Source organism: Flavobacterium sp., assembly GCF_039916025.1.
Taxonomy (GTDB): Bacteria; Bacteroidota; Bacteroidia; order Flavobacteriales; family Flavobacteriaceae; genus Flavobacterium.
In genome coordinates this window covers 1-19,568 of sequence record NZ_JBDSMB010000054.1, presented here as the reverse complement: position 1 = coordinate 19,568, position 19,568 = coordinate 1, and the positions used below count along the sequence as shown (strand labels likewise).

The 19,568-nt window shown below is 33.0% G+C and carries 23 protein-coding genes; 5 read left to right on the top strand and 18 right to left on the bottom strand.

Annotated elements, in window-relative coordinates; translation table 11 throughout:
- The 5 genes from ABIQ27_RS03160 to ABIQ27_RS03140 form a co-directional block, all read right to left on the bottom strand.
- Positions 1 to 159: flavoprotein (locus ABIQ27_RS03160; protein ID WP_348031979.1), on the bottom strand; the 159-nt coding region annotated here is incomplete at its 3' end.
- Positions 160 to 164: 5 nt separating this feature from the next.
- Entirely contained in the window at positions 165 to 485 is a 321-nt protein-coding gene (locus tag ABIQ27_RS03155) for a DNA-directed RNA polymerase subunit omega (RefSeq protein ID WP_284652222.1), read from the bottom strand.
- 7 nt (positions 486 to 492) lie between these two features.
- A complete protein-coding gene (gene bamD / locus ABIQ27_RS03150; RefSeq protein ID WP_348031978.1) occupies positions 493 to 1,287 on the bottom strand; it encodes an outer membrane protein assembly factor BamD in 795 nt (264 codons plus the stop codon).
- A gap of 109 nt (positions 1,288 to 1,396) precedes the next feature.
- Positions 1,397 to 2,281, bottom strand: coding sequence for a 4-hydroxy-tetrahydrodipicolinate synthase (dapA, locus tag ABIQ27_RS03145; RefSeq protein ID WP_348031977.1), 885 nt, complete (start codon positions 2,279 to 2,281; stop codon positions 1,397 to 1,399).
- 1 nt (position 2,282) lies between these two features.
- Positions 2,283 to 2,801, bottom strand: a complete 519-nt coding sequence (locus tag ABIQ27_RS03140; protein ID WP_348031976.1) for a hypothetical protein — start codon at positions 2,799 to 2,801, stop codon at positions 2,283 to 2,285.
- A gap of 49 nt (positions 2,802 to 2,850) precedes the next feature.
- Here ABIQ27_RS03140 and ABIQ27_RS03135 point away from each other — a divergent pair, with 49 nt between their 5' ends.
- Both ABIQ27_RS03135 and ABIQ27_RS03130 read left to right on the top strand, forming a co-directional pair.
- The gene (locus ABIQ27_RS03135) at positions 2,851 to 3,627 is read left to right on the top strand and encodes a 5'-nucleotidase (protein WP_348031975.1); all 777 of its coding nucleotides are present in this window, start codon (positions 2,851 to 2,853) and stop codon (positions 3,625 to 3,627) included.
- 70 nt (positions 3,628 to 3,697) lie between these two features.
- Entirely contained in the window at positions 3,698 to 4,612 is a 915-nt protein-coding gene (locus ABIQ27_RS03130) for a metallophosphatase (RefSeq protein ID WP_348031974.1), read from the top strand.
- Here ABIQ27_RS03130 and ABIQ27_RS03125 read toward each other — a convergent pair.
- The 8 genes from ABIQ27_RS03125 to rpsF all read right to left on the bottom strand — a co-directional run bounded on the left by ABIQ27_RS03125 (position 4,598) and on the right by rpsF (position 10,973).
- Positions 4,598 to 5,281, bottom strand: a complete 684-nt coding sequence (locus tag ABIQ27_RS03125) for a lysoplasmalogenase family protein (protein ID WP_348031973.1) — start codon at positions 5,279 to 5,281, stop codon at positions 4,598 to 4,600. The genes ABIQ27_RS03130 and ABIQ27_RS03125 overlap by 15 nt on opposite strands.
- Positions 5,282 to 5,309: 28 nt before the next feature.
- On the bottom strand, positions 5,310 to 6,032 hold the full coding sequence (locus ABIQ27_RS03120; protein WP_348031972.1) for a lysoplasmalogenase family protein: 723 nt from the start codon (positions 6,030 to 6,032) through the stop codon (positions 5,310 to 5,312).
- A gap of 118 nt (positions 6,033 to 6,150) precedes the next feature.
- The gene (gene ligA / locus ABIQ27_RS03115) at positions 6,151 to 8,151 is read right to left on the bottom strand and encodes an NAD-dependent DNA ligase LigA (protein WP_348031970.1); all 2,001 of its coding nucleotides are present in this window, start codon (positions 8,149 to 8,151) and stop codon (positions 6,151 to 6,153) included.
- 73 nt (positions 8,152 to 8,224) lie between these two features.
- Positions 8,225 to 8,698 carry a DUF6495 family protein gene (locus tag ABIQ27_RS03110; protein ID WP_348031968.1) on the bottom strand — a complete coding sequence of 158 codons (474 nt, stop codon included), beginning with the start codon at positions 8,696 to 8,698 and terminating at the stop codon, positions 8,225 to 8,227.
- Positions 8,699 to 8,773: 75 nt separating this feature from the next.
- Positions 8,774 to 9,760 carry a hypothetical protein gene (locus ABIQ27_RS03105; RefSeq protein ID WP_348031967.1) on the bottom strand — a complete coding sequence of 329 codons (987 nt, stop codon included), beginning with the start codon at positions 9,758 to 9,760 and terminating at the stop codon, positions 8,774 to 8,776.
- A gap of 66 nt (positions 9,761 to 9,826) precedes the next feature.
- Entirely contained in the window at positions 9,827 to 10,267 is a 441-nt protein-coding gene (gene rplI, locus ABIQ27_RS03100; RefSeq protein ID WP_348031966.1) for a 50S ribosomal protein L9, read from the bottom strand.
- Between the two features lie 62 nt (positions 10,268 to 10,329).
- Entirely contained in the window at positions 10,330 to 10,626 is a 297-nt protein-coding gene (rpsR, locus tag ABIQ27_RS03095) for a 30S ribosomal protein S18 (RefSeq protein WP_136152299.1), read from the bottom strand.
- Positions 10,627 to 10,628: 2 nt separating this feature from the next.
- Positions 10,629 to 10,973, bottom strand: coding sequence for a 30S ribosomal protein S6 (gene rpsF / locus ABIQ27_RS03090; RefSeq protein WP_293893144.1), 345 nt, complete (start codon positions 10,971 to 10,973; stop codon positions 10,629 to 10,631).
- Between the two features lie 186 nt (positions 10,974 to 11,159).
- On the opposite strand from rpsF, the gene ABIQ27_RS03085 reads away from it, so the two are divergent.
- A complete protein-coding gene (locus ABIQ27_RS03085) occupies positions 11,160 to 11,855 on the top strand; it encodes a LytTR family DNA-binding domain-containing protein (protein WP_136152297.1) in 696 nt (231 codons plus the stop codon).
- 6 nt (positions 11,856 to 11,861) lie between these two features.
- Here ABIQ27_RS03085 and priA read toward each other — a convergent pair whose 3' ends face one another.
- Genes priA through nadC form a run of 4 tightly spaced genes read right to left on the bottom strand, consistent with a single transcriptional unit; the run spans position 11,862 to position 16,554 of the window.
- Complete coding sequence (gene priA, locus ABIQ27_RS03080) at positions 11,862 to 14,312, bottom strand: primosomal protein N' (RefSeq protein ID WP_348031963.1); 2,451 nt, start codon at positions 14,310 to 14,312, stop codon at positions 11,862 to 11,864.
- 11 nt (positions 14,313 to 14,323) lie between these two features.
- A complete protein-coding gene (locus tag ABIQ27_RS03075; protein ID WP_348031961.1) occupies positions 14,324 to 14,746 on the bottom strand; it encodes a DUF2147 domain-containing protein in 423 nt (140 codons plus the stop codon).
- Positions 14,743 to 15,696, bottom strand: coding sequence for a YihY/virulence factor BrkB family protein (locus ABIQ27_RS03070; RefSeq protein WP_348031959.1), 954 nt, complete (start codon positions 15,694 to 15,696; stop codon positions 14,743 to 14,745). The genes ABIQ27_RS03075 and ABIQ27_RS03070 overlap by 4 nt, the downstream gene beginning before the upstream one ends.
- Positions 15,697 to 16,554, bottom strand: coding sequence for a carboxylating nicotinate-nucleotide diphosphorylase (gene nadC, locus ABIQ27_RS03065; RefSeq protein ID WP_348031957.1), 858 nt, complete (start codon positions 16,552 to 16,554; stop codon positions 15,697 to 15,699).
- Positions 16,555 to 16,743: 189 nt separating this feature from the next.
- On the opposite strand from nadC, the gene ABIQ27_RS03060 reads away from it, so the two are divergent.
- Positions 16,744 to 17,763, top strand: a complete 1,020-nt coding sequence (locus ABIQ27_RS03060; RefSeq protein WP_348031955.1) for a quinone-dependent dihydroorotate dehydrogenase — start codon at positions 16,744 to 16,746, stop codon at positions 17,761 to 17,763.
- A 28-nt stretch (positions 17,764 to 17,791) separates the two neighbouring features.
- Entirely contained in the window at positions 17,792 to 18,658 is an 867-nt protein-coding gene (locus ABIQ27_RS03055; RefSeq protein WP_348031953.1) for a hydroxymethylglutaryl-CoA lyase, read from the top strand.
- Here the strand turns inward: ABIQ27_RS03055 and ABIQ27_RS03050 are convergent.
- The coding region (locus ABIQ27_RS03050) for a cation-translocating P-type ATPase (RefSeq protein ID WP_348031951.1) at positions 18,655 to 19,568 on the bottom strand (914 nt) is incomplete at its 5' end. The genes ABIQ27_RS03055 and ABIQ27_RS03050 overlap by 4 nt on opposite strands.

The window sequence follows — 19,568 nt, the reverse complement described above, 5'->3', positions numbered from 1 at the left end:
TAACGTTAAGGGCGTTACAAAATCCTTAGAAGCAGGTGTCATTATCACTTGGACATGTGCACCTGCTTTTATAAATAACCTAACTAATGTTGCTGTTTTGTATGCGGCAATTCCACCAGATACACCTAGTACTATTTTTTTACCGCTTAAAACAGACATCTTTATTAGTCTTTTGTAGTATCTCTGTAGTAAATTTTGTCATCAAGCCATTCCTGAACAGCTAATGCATGAGGTTTTGGTAATTTTTCGTAGTATTTAGAAACTTCGATTTGCTCTTTGTTTTCGAAGATTTCTTCAAGACTATCGTTGTAAGTTGCAAACTCTTCTAATTTCTCAGTCAATTCTTTTTTGATTTCAGAATTGATTTGGTTTGCTCTTTTAGCCATTATTGTAATTGCCTCATAAACATTGCCAGTACGCTCTTCAATTACAGTTTTATTGTAAGTAACTGTGTTTACTGGTGCATTCGTCTTTTTTAAATCCATGACTTTTTTATTTAGAAAATTGTTTTAAATCGGTTTCAATTCTAGCCAACATTTCGTCAGCTTTTGATTTGTATTTTGTGTCTGCTTTAAATTTCATCAAACTTGCATAAGCTGTTTTTGCATTATCAAGTCTTTCTTTCATTTTCGAAGGAATACTATTGATAGCTAATAAATAAGCAGAATCTAATTTATAATATAATGCTTTCTCTTTATATGGCGTTCCCGGAAAATTAATAATAAAATTGTCAAAGGCTACCATTGCCGCTTTATAATCTGAAATCGTATAGTAGATTTTAGCATTTTCGTATGCTTTCTTCTCCAGCTTTTCTCTTAAATCTTTTGCCAATAAATTAGCAGCTTCTAAATTTTGTCCTTCAGGATAGGTATCAATATAATTCTGAAGTTTATCAATTGCTTTATACGTATCTGTTTGATCTAAACTATAAACCGGTGATAAAAAACTAAATGATTTTGCTCCCAAAAACGAAGCTTCTTCCACTTTTTCGCTTTTTGGATAACTTGCTACAAAGCTTTCAAACTGATAACCTGCTAAATAATATTGTTCCGTTTTGTATAATGCCTGTGAATACATATAAAACAATCTTTCTGCCTGAGGCTTTCCTTTATAAGCAGGAGCAATTTGTTCAAAAAGACGAATCGCTTTACCATATTTTTTGGCCTCATACATTTTGGTAGCTGATATAAATTTAACAGCAATATCTTCCGATTTTAATGCTCTTTGGTAATCGCTACAAGACGATAAAAATATAATTACTGCGAATAGGGCTAAAAATTTCTTCATTTATTTATTTAATTCAGCTGATTTTAAACAGTTTTTGTGTTTTAAAAAGCAACTGCAAATTTAGTTATTAATTGTTGAATACAAAATATTTTTTTCGACTTCAAAAAAACTACATTTTTGAAATTTTATTGGTGAAATCATGCAGGCGATTTGCCAAATCTTCGTTGACATTTACTAATGGCAAACGGACAGTATTCTCAGATAAACCTAATGATTTAAAGACTTCTTTGATTCCGGCCGGATTTCCCTGTTCAAAAATCATATCAATTGAATCAGCTAGAAGGTAATGGATTTTATAAGCATCATCTACCTTTTTGTTTAAACCAAGATGCACCATTTCTGAAAATTGTTTTGGAAAACCTTCTGCAATTACCGAAATAACGCCAGATCCTCCAGCCAAAATCATTGGTAATGTAATCATATCATCACCCGAAATCACCAAAAAGTCTTTTGGCTTATCCTGTATCAATTTCATCGCTTGAACGATATCACCGGCAGCTTCTTTTACAGCAATTACATTTTTAAAATCGTTTGCCAGTCTGATGATAGTCGACGGTAACATATTGCTTGCAGTTCTTCCCGGAACATTATACAAAATAATCGGAATTGGCGATGCTTCAGCAATCGCTTTGAAATGCTGATAAATACCTTCCTGTGTTGGTTTATTGTAATATGGAGAAACCGATAAAATAGCAACGAAGTCTGAAAAACTACCTGATTTTAATTCTTCTACAACTTCAGCGGTATTGTTGCTGCCGACACCAAGAACCAAAGGCAATCTTCCTTTATTGGCATCAACGATTGTCTTTATAACCAATTCTTTTTCAGTTTTTGACAACGTAGCACTTTCGGCAGTAGTTCCAAGGACAACTAAATAATCTATTCCGTTATCAACCTGAAAATTTACAATGGCTTTCAACGCCTCAACGTCTACTGAAAAATCTTTTTTGAATGGTGTAACAAGAGCAACTCCGGTTCCAATTAATGATTGCATTTTATATTTTGTTTAGAATTTTTAAATACTTGAATAATTCGGACATAAAAACTTTATAGTTTTCGGCATTGGTATTAATCATGAAATGATTCAACCGCTTGTCAATAGAAGCGAAACCAACTTTGAAACCTGCTTTGGATAAATGAGAAACCAGCAATAATGCTACTTTTTCGGTATCATAATAGTTAATCAGTAAATCAAAAGGTTCTGTGATAAAATCTTTTACTTCTTTTTTATCTACAGTTCCATGCCAACTCAAATCTTTGTGACTAAAAACAGGATAATCAAAAACCTCATTCTTTTTAATTTTGTCTTTAAAAACCAAAACTTTGATATCCTTTTCAGCTATGCCTTTTTTAATTAATCCTTTAACCAAGGCTTCTCTTTCATAAAAATAGCTTTCGTCAAAAATAATCCCAACGGTTTTGATTACATCATCGGTGGCCAAATGTTTGACATTTGACAGGCTATTTTTAACTATTTTTTTTGTTGAAAAATCCTTGAAGTAATTTAAAAACATACTACTTTTACTTGAATTACAAATTTACTAAAATTAGTAGCAAAAATCGATGGTAAAACTAAAAAACTATAACGTTGTATTAAAGCATTTTGTTTTATTATTAACATTTACCGCTGTTATTTCCTGTGCCGAAAAGAAATATGCAGTTACCAAAATTGAAGGCAAGGAAATTGGAATTACGGACAAGAATTCTGAAGTTGCTGAAATAGAAAACTTTATCAAACCTTATCGCGATAAAATTGATGCTGATTTGAATATGGTTTTAGCAAATGCTCCGGAAACTCTCGATAAATCTGGCGAATGGCAAACACCAATGGGAAACTTTTTAGCGGATATCACTTTTGAAAAATCGGATAAAGTGTTTCAGATGCGTGAGAAAAAAGCATTAGATATTTGTATGCTGAATCACGGCGGTATCAGAAGCATTATTCCGCAGGGAAATGTAACTGCAAGAACTGCGTATGAAGTTATGCCTTTTGAAAACAGCGCCATTGTAATTGGACTGAAAGGTGAACAGGTTTTGGAAATGATAAACTACATTATTTCAGAGAAAAAACCACATCCCTTAAAAGGACTGACTTTTACAATTGACAAAAAGAATCAGCCAAAGAACATCTTAATAAAAGGAAATCCATTGCAAAATGACAAAGTATATTATGTCGTTACTTCAGATTATTTATCTAATGGTGGCGATAACATGCTTTTCTTCAAAAAAGGAGTTGAGCAATATGATTTAAACTATAAACTCCGAAATATCATCATCGATTATTTCAAGGAAAACAAAATTATTACGGCTAACAAAGACATTAGAATTTCTAAAGAATAACAAAATATAATTCAGCATTGTGAGATGCTCAACTTCTGAAATGAATTCAGAACAAGTAAATTCAGCATAAATGAAAAGAAGAGATTTTATACAGAATACAGCTTTAAGTTCAGCTTTTTTAGGACTTGGAGGTTTATCTTTAAGTAGCTTTAAAACTGTCGACACTAAGCATTTGACGATACTTCATACTAACGACGTGCATAGTTATATTGATCCATTTCCGCCAACGCATCCAAAAAATCCAAATATGGGCGGTGTCGCCAGAAGAGCGGCTTTGATTGAAACTATCAGAAAAGAAAATCCAAATGTTTTATTACTTGATGCCGGTGATATTTTTCAGGGAACGCCTTACTTCAATTATTATGGAGGCGAATTAGAATTCAAACTGATGAGCATGATGAAATATGATTTGGCTACCATTGGAAACCACGATTTTGATAACGGAATTGAAGGTTTGTACAATCAATTGCCAAATGCCAGTTTTGAGTTTGTCAATGCCAATTATGATTTCAAGAATACCGTAATGAATGGTCATGTGAAGCCTTATAAAATATTTCTGAAAGATGGAATTAAAGTTGGTGTTTTTGGAATTGGTGTTGAGCTTGCAGGTTTGGTAGACAAGAAAAACTACAAAGAAACTGTTTATCACGATCCTGTTAGCATTTCACAGGATTTGGCTCGAATTTTAAAGCATGAACAAAAATGTGACTTGGTAATTTGTCTTTCGCATATTGGTTATGAATACAAAAATGACAAGGATAAAATAAGTGATATTAAATTAGCCGCTTTGACCAAAGACATTGATTTGATTATTGGTGGTCATACACATACTTTCCTGGACAAACCGACTGTTTTGAAAAATGCGGACGGGAAAGATGTTTTGGTTAACCAGGTTGGTTGCTATGGAATAAATCTAGGCAGAATAGATTTTTATTTTGATGACGATATATCAAAAGCAGCTTTAGGAAAATCAATTATGGTGTGATTTCTCAGCAACGATAACATATTTGTAAAAAGTGAAGAACGCCAAAGCATTGAATGTCATTGCTAATGGTCTTAACATTTCTTCAAATTCGTCTACCAAAAAATACTTCTCTACAAAAACCACAAACTGCAGCATCACAAAAAGCAGTGCGCTAATTAGTAGCACCGAATTTTGCTTGTTATCATTCATAAAATAACTCGAAAGTGCAATTCCGGCGAACATTGATATCAATAAATTCTGGAATATTATTAAATAAATGCTGTCCGGTGGGATTTCAACAGTTTCTAAAAACAAATAAAAGAATATCAGTAAAAATGGCGCTGTTGCAATTATCAAAGGAATAAAATCATTGACTTTCTGAAGGCTAAATATTAAGTATATTACGATTATACGATGCACTGTAAAAACTAATAAACCATAGAACAAATACATTTGTGTATTGGGAATGAAGAGAATATTTGTAATTAATGACAAAAGCAAAGCAACTATAAAAAGCTTGTTTTTTTTATTGGATTCAATACAATAAATCACAATTAAAAATAGCGGAATTATTGGTTTCAGAATACAAATCATTGGTCTGTTAATAAAATACTCAGCTATAACTTCGAAAAAAGCTATTATAAAATAACATACTGTTAATGAGTTTATTATGTTTTCTTTTTGTCGCATCAAATGTGATTTCAAAAAATTCAGCTGTTTAATTTAACTTATCGTTAGTCGCATATTTATTATTACTTTCCTCGGTTAAGAAGATAAATTTTGTCAATAGGTACTGCCCTATTACAAACATTATCATTGCCATTGCCTGAAACACATTCCCGTTTTCATAATATACTTTTAGCACAAAACTAAACTGTGTCAATGCAAAAAGCATTGTACTTAAAAATAAAAACAAATTGGATTTATTCAAAACCATGATATAATTTCCAAGGCTTAATCCTCCTAAAAATATCGTGAATATTCCGTGTATTAAGAACAAATAAATATTATCGCCCATGGCTTCAAAAGATAGAAAGCAAATCGTTGCATAAATAAAAACAAAAGGAATTGAACCTATAATTAATGGAACTAAACTTGGCATTTTTACTCTATTCATTACTATATGAATAATAATAATTCTATAAACTAAAAAAAATGTAGAACCATAAACAATCCATGCCAACGTGTTTTCTATAAAAAGCAAATTGGCAACCCAGCTACAAAGCAACGCCAGTATAAAATAATTGTTAGTTTGTTTAGTCAGGCGTAAATAATAAGCCAGTAAAAACGGAATGATAAAAGGCTTTGTAATCCATATCAAAATCTTATTCTCATTATATTCTGCTATGATTTCTAATAGTGAAATAATAAAAAAAGAAGATAATAAAAAGACACTTGAAATATTTTTTCTATACTTATTTAAAGAGTTATCCAGGTTCATTTTTTCGATTTGAAGGCAGTTTAATAATTTGTTACAACTCAAAAAACTTAAATAAAGTTACTCTAATATTTTTTAAATGCGGCACTTATTAAGGTTAAAATTAATTAAGTGCATAATTTCAATCTGTAATCATAGCTAGAAAATCTGTTTCTGAAATGATAGCAATTTTTAGCTGATTCGCTTTTTCCAACTTAGCCGGACCCATATTATCGCCGGCAACAACATAATCCGTTTTGGCAGAAATGGAACTTCCCACTTTCCCACCATTATCTTCAATTGCTTTTTTCAGATCATCTCTGGAGAATTTCTCGAACACGCCGGAAACTACTAAGGTTTTACCTAATAGTTTTTCTGTTGCGTTTGGATTAAATTTTTCAACTATTTCTAATTGCACTCCAAATTGCTTTAAGCGTTCAATTATTTTGACATTTTCCTGGTTTTCAAAAAACTCGATTACGCTTTGTGCAATCTTCTCTCCTATTTCGTCAACCAAAATTAAATCCATTAAAGAAGCATTTTGCAACGCATCAATATTCTTATAATGTTTTGCTAATTTTTTGGCTACTGTTTCACCAACATAGCGAATTCCAATTGCATACAAAACTCTTTCAAATGGAATTTCCTTAGATTTCTGAACGCCATTAACTAAGTTTTCTGCCGATTTCTGAGCCATTCTTTCCAATGGTAAAATCTGCTCGACTGTTAATTCATATAAATCTGCGTAATCTTTAACCAAATTATTATTGAATAACAAAGCCACTGTTTCTCCTCCAAGGCCTTCAATATCCATCGCTTTACGCGAAATAAAATGCTGAATTCTGCCGATGATTTGTGGTGGACAGCCATAGAAATTTGGACAATAATGATTGGCTTCACCTGGGATTCTGATTAATTCTGAATCACATTCCGGGCAATGTTTAATGTATTCTGTTTTTTCTGATTCAGGATTTCTTTGAGTGAAATCAACACCAATAATCTTTGGAATAATTTCTCCGCCTTTTTCTACGAAAACTGTGTCACCAACACGAATATCCAGTTTTTCTATTTGATCTGCATTGTGCAGCGAAGCACGTTTTACAATAGTTCCGGCCAATTGCACTGGTTTCAGATTAGCAACCGGAGTTATAGAACCCGTTCGTCCAACCTGATACGAAATCGAATTTAATGTAGTTGAAACCTGCTCAGCTTTAAATTTATATGCTATCGCCCAACGCGGAGATTTTGCAGTATAACCCAATTCATCCTGTTGATGCAGGTTGTTTACTTTTATTACAACACCATCCGTTTCATAAGGTAAATCGTGACGGTGTGTATCCCAATGATTTATATAATCAAAAACTTCTTCAATGTTATTTGCCAGTTTGGCTTCCTTTGGAACTTTGAAACCCCATTTACGAGCTGCTTCTAATCCTTCGTATTGCGAATTAATATTCAGATTGTTACCAACAATAAAATAGAGCAAACATTCTAAAGGTCGCTTGGCTACTTCACTGCTATCCTGAAGTTTCAAACTTCCGGAAGCTGTATTCCTTGGATTAGAATAAGGAGTTTCACCAATTTCAATCAATTCTTGATTCATTTTTGCAAAACCTTCAAAAGGCAGGATGATTTCACCACGAATATCAAATCGAGCCGGATATTCACCTTTTAATTTCAGCGGAATAGATTTTATGGTTTTAATGTTATTAGTCACATCATCGCCCTGAAAACCATCGCCACGGGTGACAGCACGTTTCAGTTTCCCATTTTCATAGGTTATCGAAATCGATGCGCCATCATATTTTAATTCGCAGGTATATTGCAAAGGAGCATTTCCTAAAGCTCTGTGAATTCGGCCTTCCCAATCGATTAGATCTTCCTTGGAATACGAATTGTCTAAAGAATACATTCTGTAATCATGAACTACAGTGTTGAAGTTTTTGGTAATTGTTCCGCCAACTCGTTGTGTTGGTGAATTATCATCATTGAATTCAGGATGCTGAATTTCTAATTCCTGAAGTTGTTTTAGTTTTTGATCAAATTCAAAATCAGAAATCGTTGGCGTATCTAACACATAATAATTGTGGTTATGTTGATTGAGTTCATCGCTTAAATCCTGAATAGTTTTCTGAATATCCATAAAAAGAAATTGGCTATTTTAGTTGCAAATTGTGTGCACTAAAATAGCCAATATTTTTGAAAAAAAATAAACTTTAAGACTGAATTATTCCGTTAATTTGAAGGTATAATTGTCCGTCGCTCAAAATGGCGCCTTCTTTTATTAAATCAAAAATCGCTTTGTTTCTTTCGTCCTGATATTCTTTTTTACCCAAATGAATTTCAACAGTATCTGTGAATATATTATCACTCAGCCATTGCAAACCATCTTTTCCCATAAAATCAACTTGTGGTTCTAATGCTTTTAAAACAATAGACTGAATGAATTTTTCCTGGCAGTGAAAAAGGAAAATATGGTTTTTAGAAAAATGTTCTAAATAATTAGCATTGCTCAAAACGCCTTCCCAAATCAAATCGGAGAAAACATCAAGTTCCTGTTCGGCAACTTCGGGTTTATCTGCTTTTATTTTATCCCATTCTCCTTTATCAATAGATTGGGTTGCTAAGAAGTTTGTAAATTCTTTGTGCAATTCTTCAAATTGCTCTTTTGTTAATCTTTTGTATTTCATTATTTATAACTTTTCAGGCATCAATGACCTTATTTAAGGGTGCAAATATATTATTTAGGAGATTAATAGAATAACTTACTTTTTAAAAAACACCTCTTTAATGGAAATAATATTCAATGGAAACTCAACGATAACGTGAAACATACTTAAAAAAAACAATGCCAGGATACCCATTTTATAACTGTAAGCATATAACGCCATTGATGCAATCCAAAAAATTAAAATCAATAAAAGCTTAGGTTTAGAGAGGTTTTTATTCCATCCTATAATTGAGGTTTTGGAAAACCAATTCAAATAATGATAAGTATAAGCAAATGCAATAAAGGTTTGGATTTTGATTATTAGTCCTGAATTAAAGTTAAAATCTGAAATTGGAATATCATTCAATAGTTGGTTAAAAGAAACAATAACCTTTTTAAATCGGGATTCTAAAAAAGCGATTTTAACCGATTCAGAAATCTGCCCAGGATATAAAAATGGATTATAAAAAATAAATAAAGGTACAAAAGCCAATATTATAATGGCAGCTACTCCATAAACGGATGGACTTTTTAAAGCTCCAAAAACCATGAATAGCATAGTGAACAAATACACATGAATTAAAGTCGGTAAAAAAACACCAATCATCAAAAAAGAAAAAGGGATAAACTTTAAAATAAGCAATCCTAATGCAAGTGCAATAAGTAAAGACCAAATTATCTTTTTTGAATCTTTAAACAAAACCAAACCAACCGAAAAAAATAAACTGGAAATAATCAACAGGTTGATTATCCATTTGGAATAAGCATATAAATAATTTGAAAAAAAAGTGTCAAATTTAAAATATTTAAAAAGGGACACTATTGTTATTGATGTTGTGAGCACCAACAATATCCAAATGTACTTTTTGTCCCTGATAAAATAATCCTTTTTATGCAGCCAATTAATTTCAGTTATATAATGCAATGGGCCTAAAACAGCATAAGAAAAAAGAAAAAGTTCAAAAGGAAAAATCAACGAAACAAACAATGACAAAAAAATCAATGCAATATTTAATATGTCAATTTTAACAGGTGTAGTCATATTTACTTTTTCTCAGATAAAAAAAAATCCCGATTCTCATCGGGATTTTAGGTTGTTAGCGAAATATTAAACTTCAGCTACGATTTCATATGGCAATTCAACAACAACATCTCTGTGAAGTCTCACAGTTGCAGTGTATTTACCTGTACGTTTTACAACGCCACTAGTGATGAATTTTCTATCAACAGTTTGACCGGCAGCTTCTAATGCAGTAGCGATATCAATGTTAGAAATAGAACCAAATAATTTTTCTCCACCAGCTTTTGCCGTAAGTTTAATTTCTAAAGCTTTTATAGCTTCACCCAATGCTTTTGCATCGTTTACTACTTTAGCTTCTTTATGTGCTCTTTGTTTTAAATTTTCAGCTAAAACTTTTTTCGCAGAAGGTGTTGCTAATGAAGCAAATCCTTGTGGGATTAAGAAGTTACGACCGTATCCGTTTTTCACGTTTACTACGTCATCTTTAAAGCCTAAATTTTGAACGTCTTGTTTTAAGATCAATTCCATGTTGTTGTCCTTATTAAAGAAGTTAGGTTCTGTTTTACGAGAAACCAACAACTGAGTTTATATTATTTTAATAAATCGGCCACGTATGGCATTAAAGCTAAGTGACGAGCTCTTTTCACAGCTACTGACACTTTTCTTTGGTATTTTAATGAAGTTCCTGTTAAACGTCTTGGCAAAATTTTACCTTGCTCGTTTACGAATTTCAATAAGAAATCTGCATCTTTATAATCAATGTATTTGATTCCAGACTTTTTGAAACGACAATACTTTTTAGTTTTGTTTGTTTCGATGTTCAAAGGCGTAAGATATCTGATATCTCCGTCTTTTTTTCCTGAAGCGGATTGTTGTAAGTTTGCCATGATTAGTTTGCTTTTGCTTCTTTTAGTTTAGTTCTTCTTCTTTCCGCCCAAGAAATTGCGTGTTTATCCAGACTTACAGTAAGGAAACGCATAACTCTCTCGTCACGTCTAAATTCAGTTTCAAAAGCAATTAAAGCTTCTCCTGATACTTGGAATTCGAATAAGTGGTAAAATCCACTTTTCTTGTTTTGGATTTCGTAAGCTAGTTTTTTCAAGCCCCAATCCTCTTTCGACACCATCTTTGCTCCTTTAGTAGTAAGAAAATCTTCAAATTTGCTTACTGTTTCCTTTACCTGAACTTCAGATAAAACGGGATTTAAGATGAAAACAGTTTCGTAATGATTCATAATAATGTTATTAAAATTTAATTTGGGCGCGAAAGTATAAATAATATTTCAATAATCAATCACAAGTTTGATTAAATCGTCTAAAAGTAAAAAATATCGTTTAAAAGCAAAAAAAAACGATGAAACGTTAGGTCGTTCCAAAAAAAGTATCTATTTTTACATCTCCAAATCTATAATAATAATATTATGAAACTAAATTGTGTTGTTGTTGATGATAGTTCCATTCAGAGAATGATCATTGCAAAGTTAGTAAATAATCATCCTAATTTACATTTAGTAGGTGATTTTTCTAATGCAATTGAAGCAAAAAATTGCATGTCGGTTCATACTGTTGATTTAATTTTTCTCGATATCGAGATGCCAGTTATCAGCGGTTTTGATTTTCTTGACGGCCTAAAAGTAAAACCCCAAATTATTTTTATCACGTCAAAGGCAGAGTATGCTATGAAAGCATTCGATTATGACGCTACGGACTACCTACAGAAACCGATAGCTTTAGATCGTTTTAATGCATCTGTTAGAAGAGCAATGGATTTCCATATGCTTAAAAAAGAAAATCAAGAAGAAGAAGGAGAACATATCTTTATTAAGAGTAATCTTAAGAAACTTAAAATTTATACCAATAAAATTAAGTGGATTGAAGCTTATGGAGATTATGTTAAAGTAGTTACCGAAGAAGATAGTAATCTTGTTCTTTCTACTATGAAATCTTTTGAAAATGATTTATCAAAAGAGAAATTTATTCGGGTTCACAAATCTTATATTATTAACATTGATAAAGTGGAACGTTTCAATAGTAAGTTCGCTGAAATTGGAGTAACTAAGATTCCGTTGAGCCGAAATAAAAAGGAAGATTTGATTAAAGCTTTAGCTATTGCTTAAATCTACTCAATAAAAATCAACATTTACAGTAACTTTTATAGCTCTGTATTGTGAAACCAAATCAAAACTATTCAGTATTTTCTGGATAGTTTTTTTTGTACCTTGAATCGAAGCATCACCTGGCATTTTAATCATTATCGTTCTAATATATTCGTTTCTGATTCTTCCGATAGCTGGTTCTTCCGGGCCGAGAACTGGAATACTCAAATTCTGTTGCAAAACCTGATACAGCCACATCGAACCTTCCTTTAGTTTTTCAAAGTCGCGATGTTTTAATGTCAGTTTTATCAAACGGTAAAAAGGCGGATAATGATATATCTTTCTTTCGTAAAGTTGTTCCTTATACATTCCGCCATAATCATTATTGGTCACCTGCTGAATAATATTGTGCAACGGATTATAAGTCTGAATAATCACTTTTCCACGTTTTTCAGCTCTTCCGGAGCGACCTGCAACCTGCGTCATCATCTGAAAACTTCTTTCAAAAGCCCTAAAATCAGGATGATATAACATATTGTCTGCATTCATGATTCCAACTAACGACACATTATCAAAATCTAAACCTTTGGCCAGCATTTGTGTTCCAACCAAAACATCGATTTCACGGTTTTTAAAACTATCAATGATTTTTTCAAAGCTGTATTTCCCTCGAGTTGTATCCTGATCCATGCGTTTGATATTCCTTTGCGGAAATAATTCTGCTAATTCTAACTCAATTTGTTCGGTTCCGAAACCTTTAGTTTCCAAATCAACACTCGAACAAACATGGCAATTCGTTGGTTTCGCCATCGAATGACCACAATAATGACAACGCAACTGATTCTTATATTTATGATAAGTCAAACTAACATCACATTGCGGACATTGCGGCACATGACCACAAGTCATACATTCTAAAACAGGTGAAAAGCCACGACGATTCTGGAAAAGAATAACTTGTTCGTTATTAGCAAAAGCTTCTGTGATTTTATCAATCAATGTGGAACTGAAATGACCTTTCATTTTTTTTCTGAAATAACTGTCTTTTAAATCTACTAATTCTATTTCCGGCATTTGTACTTTCCCGAAACGTTCTGTTAAAGTTACTAATCCAAATTTTTCTGAATTTGCATTATAATAAGTTTCAATACTTGGTGTCGCCGAACCTAACAAAACTTTAGCCTGATGTGCGTTAGCCAAAACAATTGCAGCATCACGCGCATGATATCTTGGTGCAGGGTCTTGTTGCTTAAACGTTTGCTCGTGTTCTTCGTCAACAATGATTAATCCTAAATTATTAAAAGGCAAAAACAACGCCGACCTCGCTCCTATTACTATTTGCGCTGATTCTAAATTTTGATTTACGCTATTCCAGACTTCAACTCTTTCATTATTGGAATATTTAGAATGGAAGACAGCCACTTTATTTCCAAAATGTTGTGTCAATCTGGCAACCAACTGTGTGGTCAAAGCGATTTCAGGCAGCAAATACAAGACTTGCTTTTCGTCGGCAATATAGTTTTCAATGAGTTTGGTATAGATTTCAGTTTTTCCGCTGGATGTTACGCCATGCAATAAACAAACTTCCTTTTCTCCGAACGAGTTCGATATTTCATCATAAGCTTGTTGCTGTGCCTGACTCAAAGTCAATTCATTTTCTATTTTATTCTTATCAAAATTTACTCGGTCTTCCTGAATAAAATATTCTTCAAAAATTTGCTTGTCAACCAATGCTTTTACAATTGCTACCGAAGCTTGAGCTGTTTCGGTTAATTGTTTTACTGAAACAGGCTGCCTTTCCTGCGCCTGCAATTGAAAATAGTGAAGAACAAGATTCTTTCTCTTTTCAGATTTTAGACTGTCTAGTAAAACAATCAGGTTTTCTTCCTTTTGATATTGCTGATGCAGACGAATGTATTTAACCAATTTTGGCTTGTATTCTTCATGGATTTCTTCCTGAAGTGAAATGATGTTTTTATTAATCAGCTTTTGGATAACCGGCAATACTGTTTTCTTATTCAGAATATCAATAATGTTTTGAACTTTTAACGAAGATTGATGTTGCAAGGCTTCGTAAATCAAAAACTCATCATCATTAAACGAACTTTCATCAACAAAAGTTTCCTTGTTTTGGGAAATGACAGTTTCGCTTTCTAAAAGCAAAGCTGAAGGCAATGCTCCGCGATAGACATCGCCAATATTACACATATAATATGACGCAATCCAAAACCAATGATTAATTTGGAATTCGTTTACAATAGGTTTTTCGTCAAGGATTTGATGGATTTCTTTGGCTTCATAAAGCGTTGGTTCGTTTTGATGCAAATCGATTGCAACAGCTGTATAAATTTTGTTTTTGCCAAATGGAACTGCAATGCGCATTCCTTTTTTAATAAAAGCAAATTCATTTTCCAAAACCCTGTAAGTAAAGGTTTTAGGTAAAGAAAGCGGAACAATAACTTCAATGAAGTAATTCATTTTAAGTCCAGTTATTTTTGTCTAACCCAGGTTTGTGATCTTCCAAAAAGTGTTATCCCAATATAACCACGTACAACAAGTCTATCTTTCCCTTCGAGTGTTATTTTGCAGTGATAGCTTTTTCCGTTTTTTGGATCAACAATTTTTCCGCCATCATAAACACCATCATTTTTTTTCAATCCTTTGATAATGTTCATTCCCAGAATTGGCTTGTTGTGGTCATCTCCTTCACATTTATCGCATTTCAAATGCTTCTTATCTGCTTCAAAAATCTCGATTATTTTTCCGTAAACTTTTCCTTTATATTCAAAAATTTCAACAATTCCTTTTTCCTTTCCGGTGACATCATCAATGGTTTTCCATTTCCCAAAAATAGTTTGGGAAAAACTTAACTGGAAAATGAACAACATAGCAATTGACAAGGTTATTTTCATGGTATAGTGTTATCTATTTCTTTTTGTTTTTCACGTTTGATGTGATGTATAGAGGCATTCAAGTCAAACCCAATAAGTAGCACCATTGAATTTATCCAAATATAAAACATTACAATCAACAATGTTCCTATTGAACCATAAAGCTCATTATATTTTGAAAATTTCACAACCCAAATTCCAAAGAAATAAGAGGAAATGATAATTAGAATTGTAGTAACAACGGAACCAATGGAAATTAATGTTCTTTTTTTATCATGCTTAATTCCATATCTGAACATTAAAGACGTTGCCATTAATATCATCAAAATAACAAAACCATATCTTCCCATTTCTATTAAATGAATCTTATCCGACAAGACATCCTGAATCTTTGTTTTTTGAATAAAAACCTCGAAGATTACTATCGCCGCCACTGTAATTATTAACAGAAGGGATAACATGATTGATAACGCCAAAGCCACAACATATTGCCTAAAGAACTTTCTTTTCAACGAAACATGAATGTGATGCGAAGCTTCAAATCCACCCAGAATAGCATTCACACCATTAGTCATCAAAAAAATTGCCATAACAAAACCTGTCGAAAGCAAACCGCTATGGCTGTTGTGCAAAATATCATTGATGATTTTATAAATAGCATCATAAGTTGTTGGCGGAACACTTTCCTTAACAAAACTTAAAAAATCATCCTGAAAACCTGTAATTGGTATGTACGGAATAAGATTCAGTATAAAAAGTGCAAACGGAAATAACGCCATAAAAAAGCTAAATGCAATTGCTGTAGCACGATATGTAATCTCGCCCTGAACAATTCCTGTAAAATAAAAATCGAGCATATCATACAAAGACATTCCATGTAGCCATGGCAGTTTAATTCTATGCATGAGGAAAACGAGCTGTTTAATTACAGGAAGTTTTATGAATTTATTTTCTGTTGCTTTTACTGACATTTAAATGGCTTTTAAACTTAAATCCATATTATAAACTGAATGCGTCAATGCTCCTGAAGAAATATAATCAACACCGCAATCTGCATATTGACGAATGGTTTTTTCGTTGATATTTCCGGATGATTCTGTTAAGCATTTATTGCCAATTAATGCAACCGCTTTCCTGGTGTCTTCAAAATTGAAGTTGTCAATCAGTATTCTGTAAACACCATCATTTTCAAGTATTTCTTTAATTTCGTCAAGGTTTCTTGCTTCTACGATAATCTGCAAATCCAGATTATTAAACTTCAAAAACTCTTTGGTTTTGTTGATTGCATTCGTAATTCCACCCGCAAAATCATTGTGGTTGTCTTTCAGCATCACCATATCATACAAGGCAAAACGATGATTTTCGCCGCCGCCAATTTTGACAGCCCATTTTTCACAGGCGCGAAATCCCGGTGTTGTTTTACGTGTATCGAGAATTTTTGTTTTTGTTCCTTCTAATAATTTTATGTATTGATTCGTTTTGGTAGCAATAGCAGACATGCGTTGCATTGAATTCAATACAAGTCTTTCAGCTTTCAAAATAGATTGTGAACTTCCCGAAACATGAAAAACAATATCGCCATGTTTTACTGCTGTTCCATCCTGAATAAATGTTTCAACTTCCAGTGTTGGATCAACATTCTCAAAAACCATTTTTGCAAATTCAACGCCGGCAATGATTCCTGTGTCTTTAACCAAAAGCTTCGCTTTTCCTTTGGCATTTTTAGGAATACAAGCCAATGAACTATAATCGCCCGGACCAATATCCTCACGGATTCCGTTTTGTATAATTATATCAAGTTCTTTTTGAAACTGTTCTTCTGAAATCATCTGAAAACTATTGATTGGCTAAAATAGCATTAATTTGTTAATTTGAAAATGGGTTAATTTGAAAATTTGAAAATGAAACTCATATTTAATATAAAATATCACTAAATTTTAGAAAGCTTTAAATCATTTTCAAATCTTCAAATTTTCAAATCTCCAAATTGCTATATTTGCACCACAACAACACAACACATGTACAAACTACTTATTCGTCCCATTTTATTTTGGTTTGACCCGGAAGAAGTGCACTATTTCTCTTTCAGTTTTATCAGATTTATTTCCAAAATTCCTTTTGTTCCCAATATTTTAAAATCGATATATGAAGTCAAAGACAATCGTTTAGAGCGGGAAGTTTTTGGATTGAAATTCAAAAATCCTGTTGGTTTAGCTGCCGGATTTGATAAAGATGCCAAATGTTATCAGGAATTATCAGACTTCGGTTTTGGATTTATCGAAATCGGAACCTTAACACCAAAGCCACAAGACGGAAATCCAAAAAAACGTTTATTCCGATTAAAACCAGACAGCGCAATTATCAACCGAATGGGGTTTAACAACGGTGGCGTTGATGCAGCAGTTTTAAGATTGAAGAAAAATAACGGTGTTCTTATTGGTGGAAACATCGGTAAAAATAAAGTCACACCAAATGAAGATGCGACTTCAGATTACTTAATCTGTTTTGAAACTTTGTTCGATTATGTTGATTATTTTGTAGTGAATGTAAGTTCGCCAAATACGCCAAACCTTCGTGAGCTGCAGGAAAAAGAGCCTTTGACAAAACTTTTGCAGCAACTTCAAAACCAAAACTCCAAAAAGCAGAATCCGAAACCAATACTTTTAAAAATTGCTCCCGATTTGACCAACGAGCAACTATTGGACATTATCGATATTGTAAACGAAACAAAAATTGCTGGCGTAATTGCAACCAATACAACAATTTCAAGAGAAGGATTACAATCAGAAAACAAGACAGAAACAGGCGGATTATCGGGAAAACCGTTGACCAAACGTTCGACAGAAGTGATTCGTTTTCTTTCAGAAAAAAGCAACAAAGCGTTTCCAATTATTGGTGTTGGCGGAATTCATTCGGCTGAAGATGCTTTGGAAAAATTAGATGCTGGTGCCAGTTTGATACAATTGTACACCGGATTTATTTATGAAGGTCCAAAATTGGTAGCTGATATCAATAAAGCGATTCTGAAAAAATCTTAGTAACTTAGCCACTTCCAAGACCGAAAAATTGAACCCAAAAATCAAAATCATAGAATGTCCACGCGATGCCATGCAAGGCATCAAAGATTTCATCCCTACTCAGAAGAAGGTTGATTATATTCAGTCGTTACTCCGAGTTGGATTTGATACTATTGATTTTGGAAGTTTTGTTTCGCCAAAAGCGATTCCTCAAATGCAGGACACAGCCGAAGTTTTGGCACAATTGGATTTATCACAAACGCAAAGCAAATTACTGGCAATCATTGCAAACACCCAAGGCGCGCAAATCGCTTCAACACATAAAGAAATTCAATATTTAGGTTTTCCATTTTCTATTTCAGAAAACTTTCAAATGCGCAACACACACAAAACTATTGCTGAAAGTCTGGTCACTCTGCAAGAAATCCTAAACATTGCAGATGCTTCTAATAAAGAAGTTGTTGCTTATCTTTCAATGGGTTTCGGAAATCCGTACGGTGATCCCTGGAATGTAGAAATCGTTGGTGAATGGACAGAGAGATTAGCTAATATGGGCGTTAAGATTCTTTCATTATCTGATACTGTCGGAAGTTCAACTCCGGATGTGATTAACTATTTGTTTTCGAATTTGATTCCGAAATATCCAAACATCGAATTTGGTGCCCATTTGCATACGACTCCGGATAAATGGCATGAAAAAGTCGATGCTGCTTATAAAGCAGGATGTGTTCGTTTTGATGGAGCGATTCAAGGTTTTGGTGGCTGCCCAATGGCAAAAGATGATTTGACAGGTAATATGCCTACAGAGAAACTTCTATCCTATTTTACTGCACAAAAAGCGGATACCAATGCCAAACCGATGAGTTTTGAAAGTGCTTACAATGAAGCAACCAAGATTTTCACTGCTTATCACTAATTCCTTCTGAAATACTTATAAATTTCAATCCACATCACGGAAACAAAAGCTACAAAAACACTAAGTAATCCTAGTTTTAGTGTCACTTTCTCAAACAAAAATAAGTTGGAGAACATTGGGACAAATAATAATAAAACTGTCATTAGTAACGTAATTCCAATAATCATCGGCACCAAATTATTTTTATAACGAATGGTCGTAAGAATAGAATAATAAAAAGAACGATTGGACAACGTCAATAAAATGTTACTGATTATTAATGTTAGGAAAACTGTAGTTCTGGTCATTCTTTCGGAACAATCTGTGGCAATACAGTATTGATAAACAAAAAGCAATCCGATAGTAATTACTAATCCCTGAAGAATGCTTATTGTAATTTCTTTCAAGTTAAAAAAAGTAGTACTAAAAGGTCTTGGTTTTTGCAGCAATAAATTCCGTTCCATAGGTTCGTTTTCATAAATAATAGAACAAGTTGGCCCCATGATAATTTCTAAGAAAATGATATGAACGGGTGAAAATATGTTTGGATAAACCCATCCTAATGCCAATGGAATAAACACTATAAGTATAATGGGTATATGAATGGAAATGATATACTGAATTGCTTTTTTAAGATTGATGTAAATTTTTCTTCCCATGGCAATGGCATCAACCATTTTTGCAAAATCATCATCAACCAAAATAAGATTAGCGGCTTGCTTAGCAATTTCAGTTCCTTTTTTACCCATGGCAATACCAATATGAGCCGCTTTCAACGCTGGTCCGTCATTGACTCCATCTCCTGTCATCGCTACAATTTGATTGTTTTCTTTTAAAGCATTGATGATTTTTAGTTTGGCCTCAGGAAACATTCTGGTAAAAATGGCTGTTTCCATTACTTTTACTTTTAAAGTTTCGGCATCCATTTTCA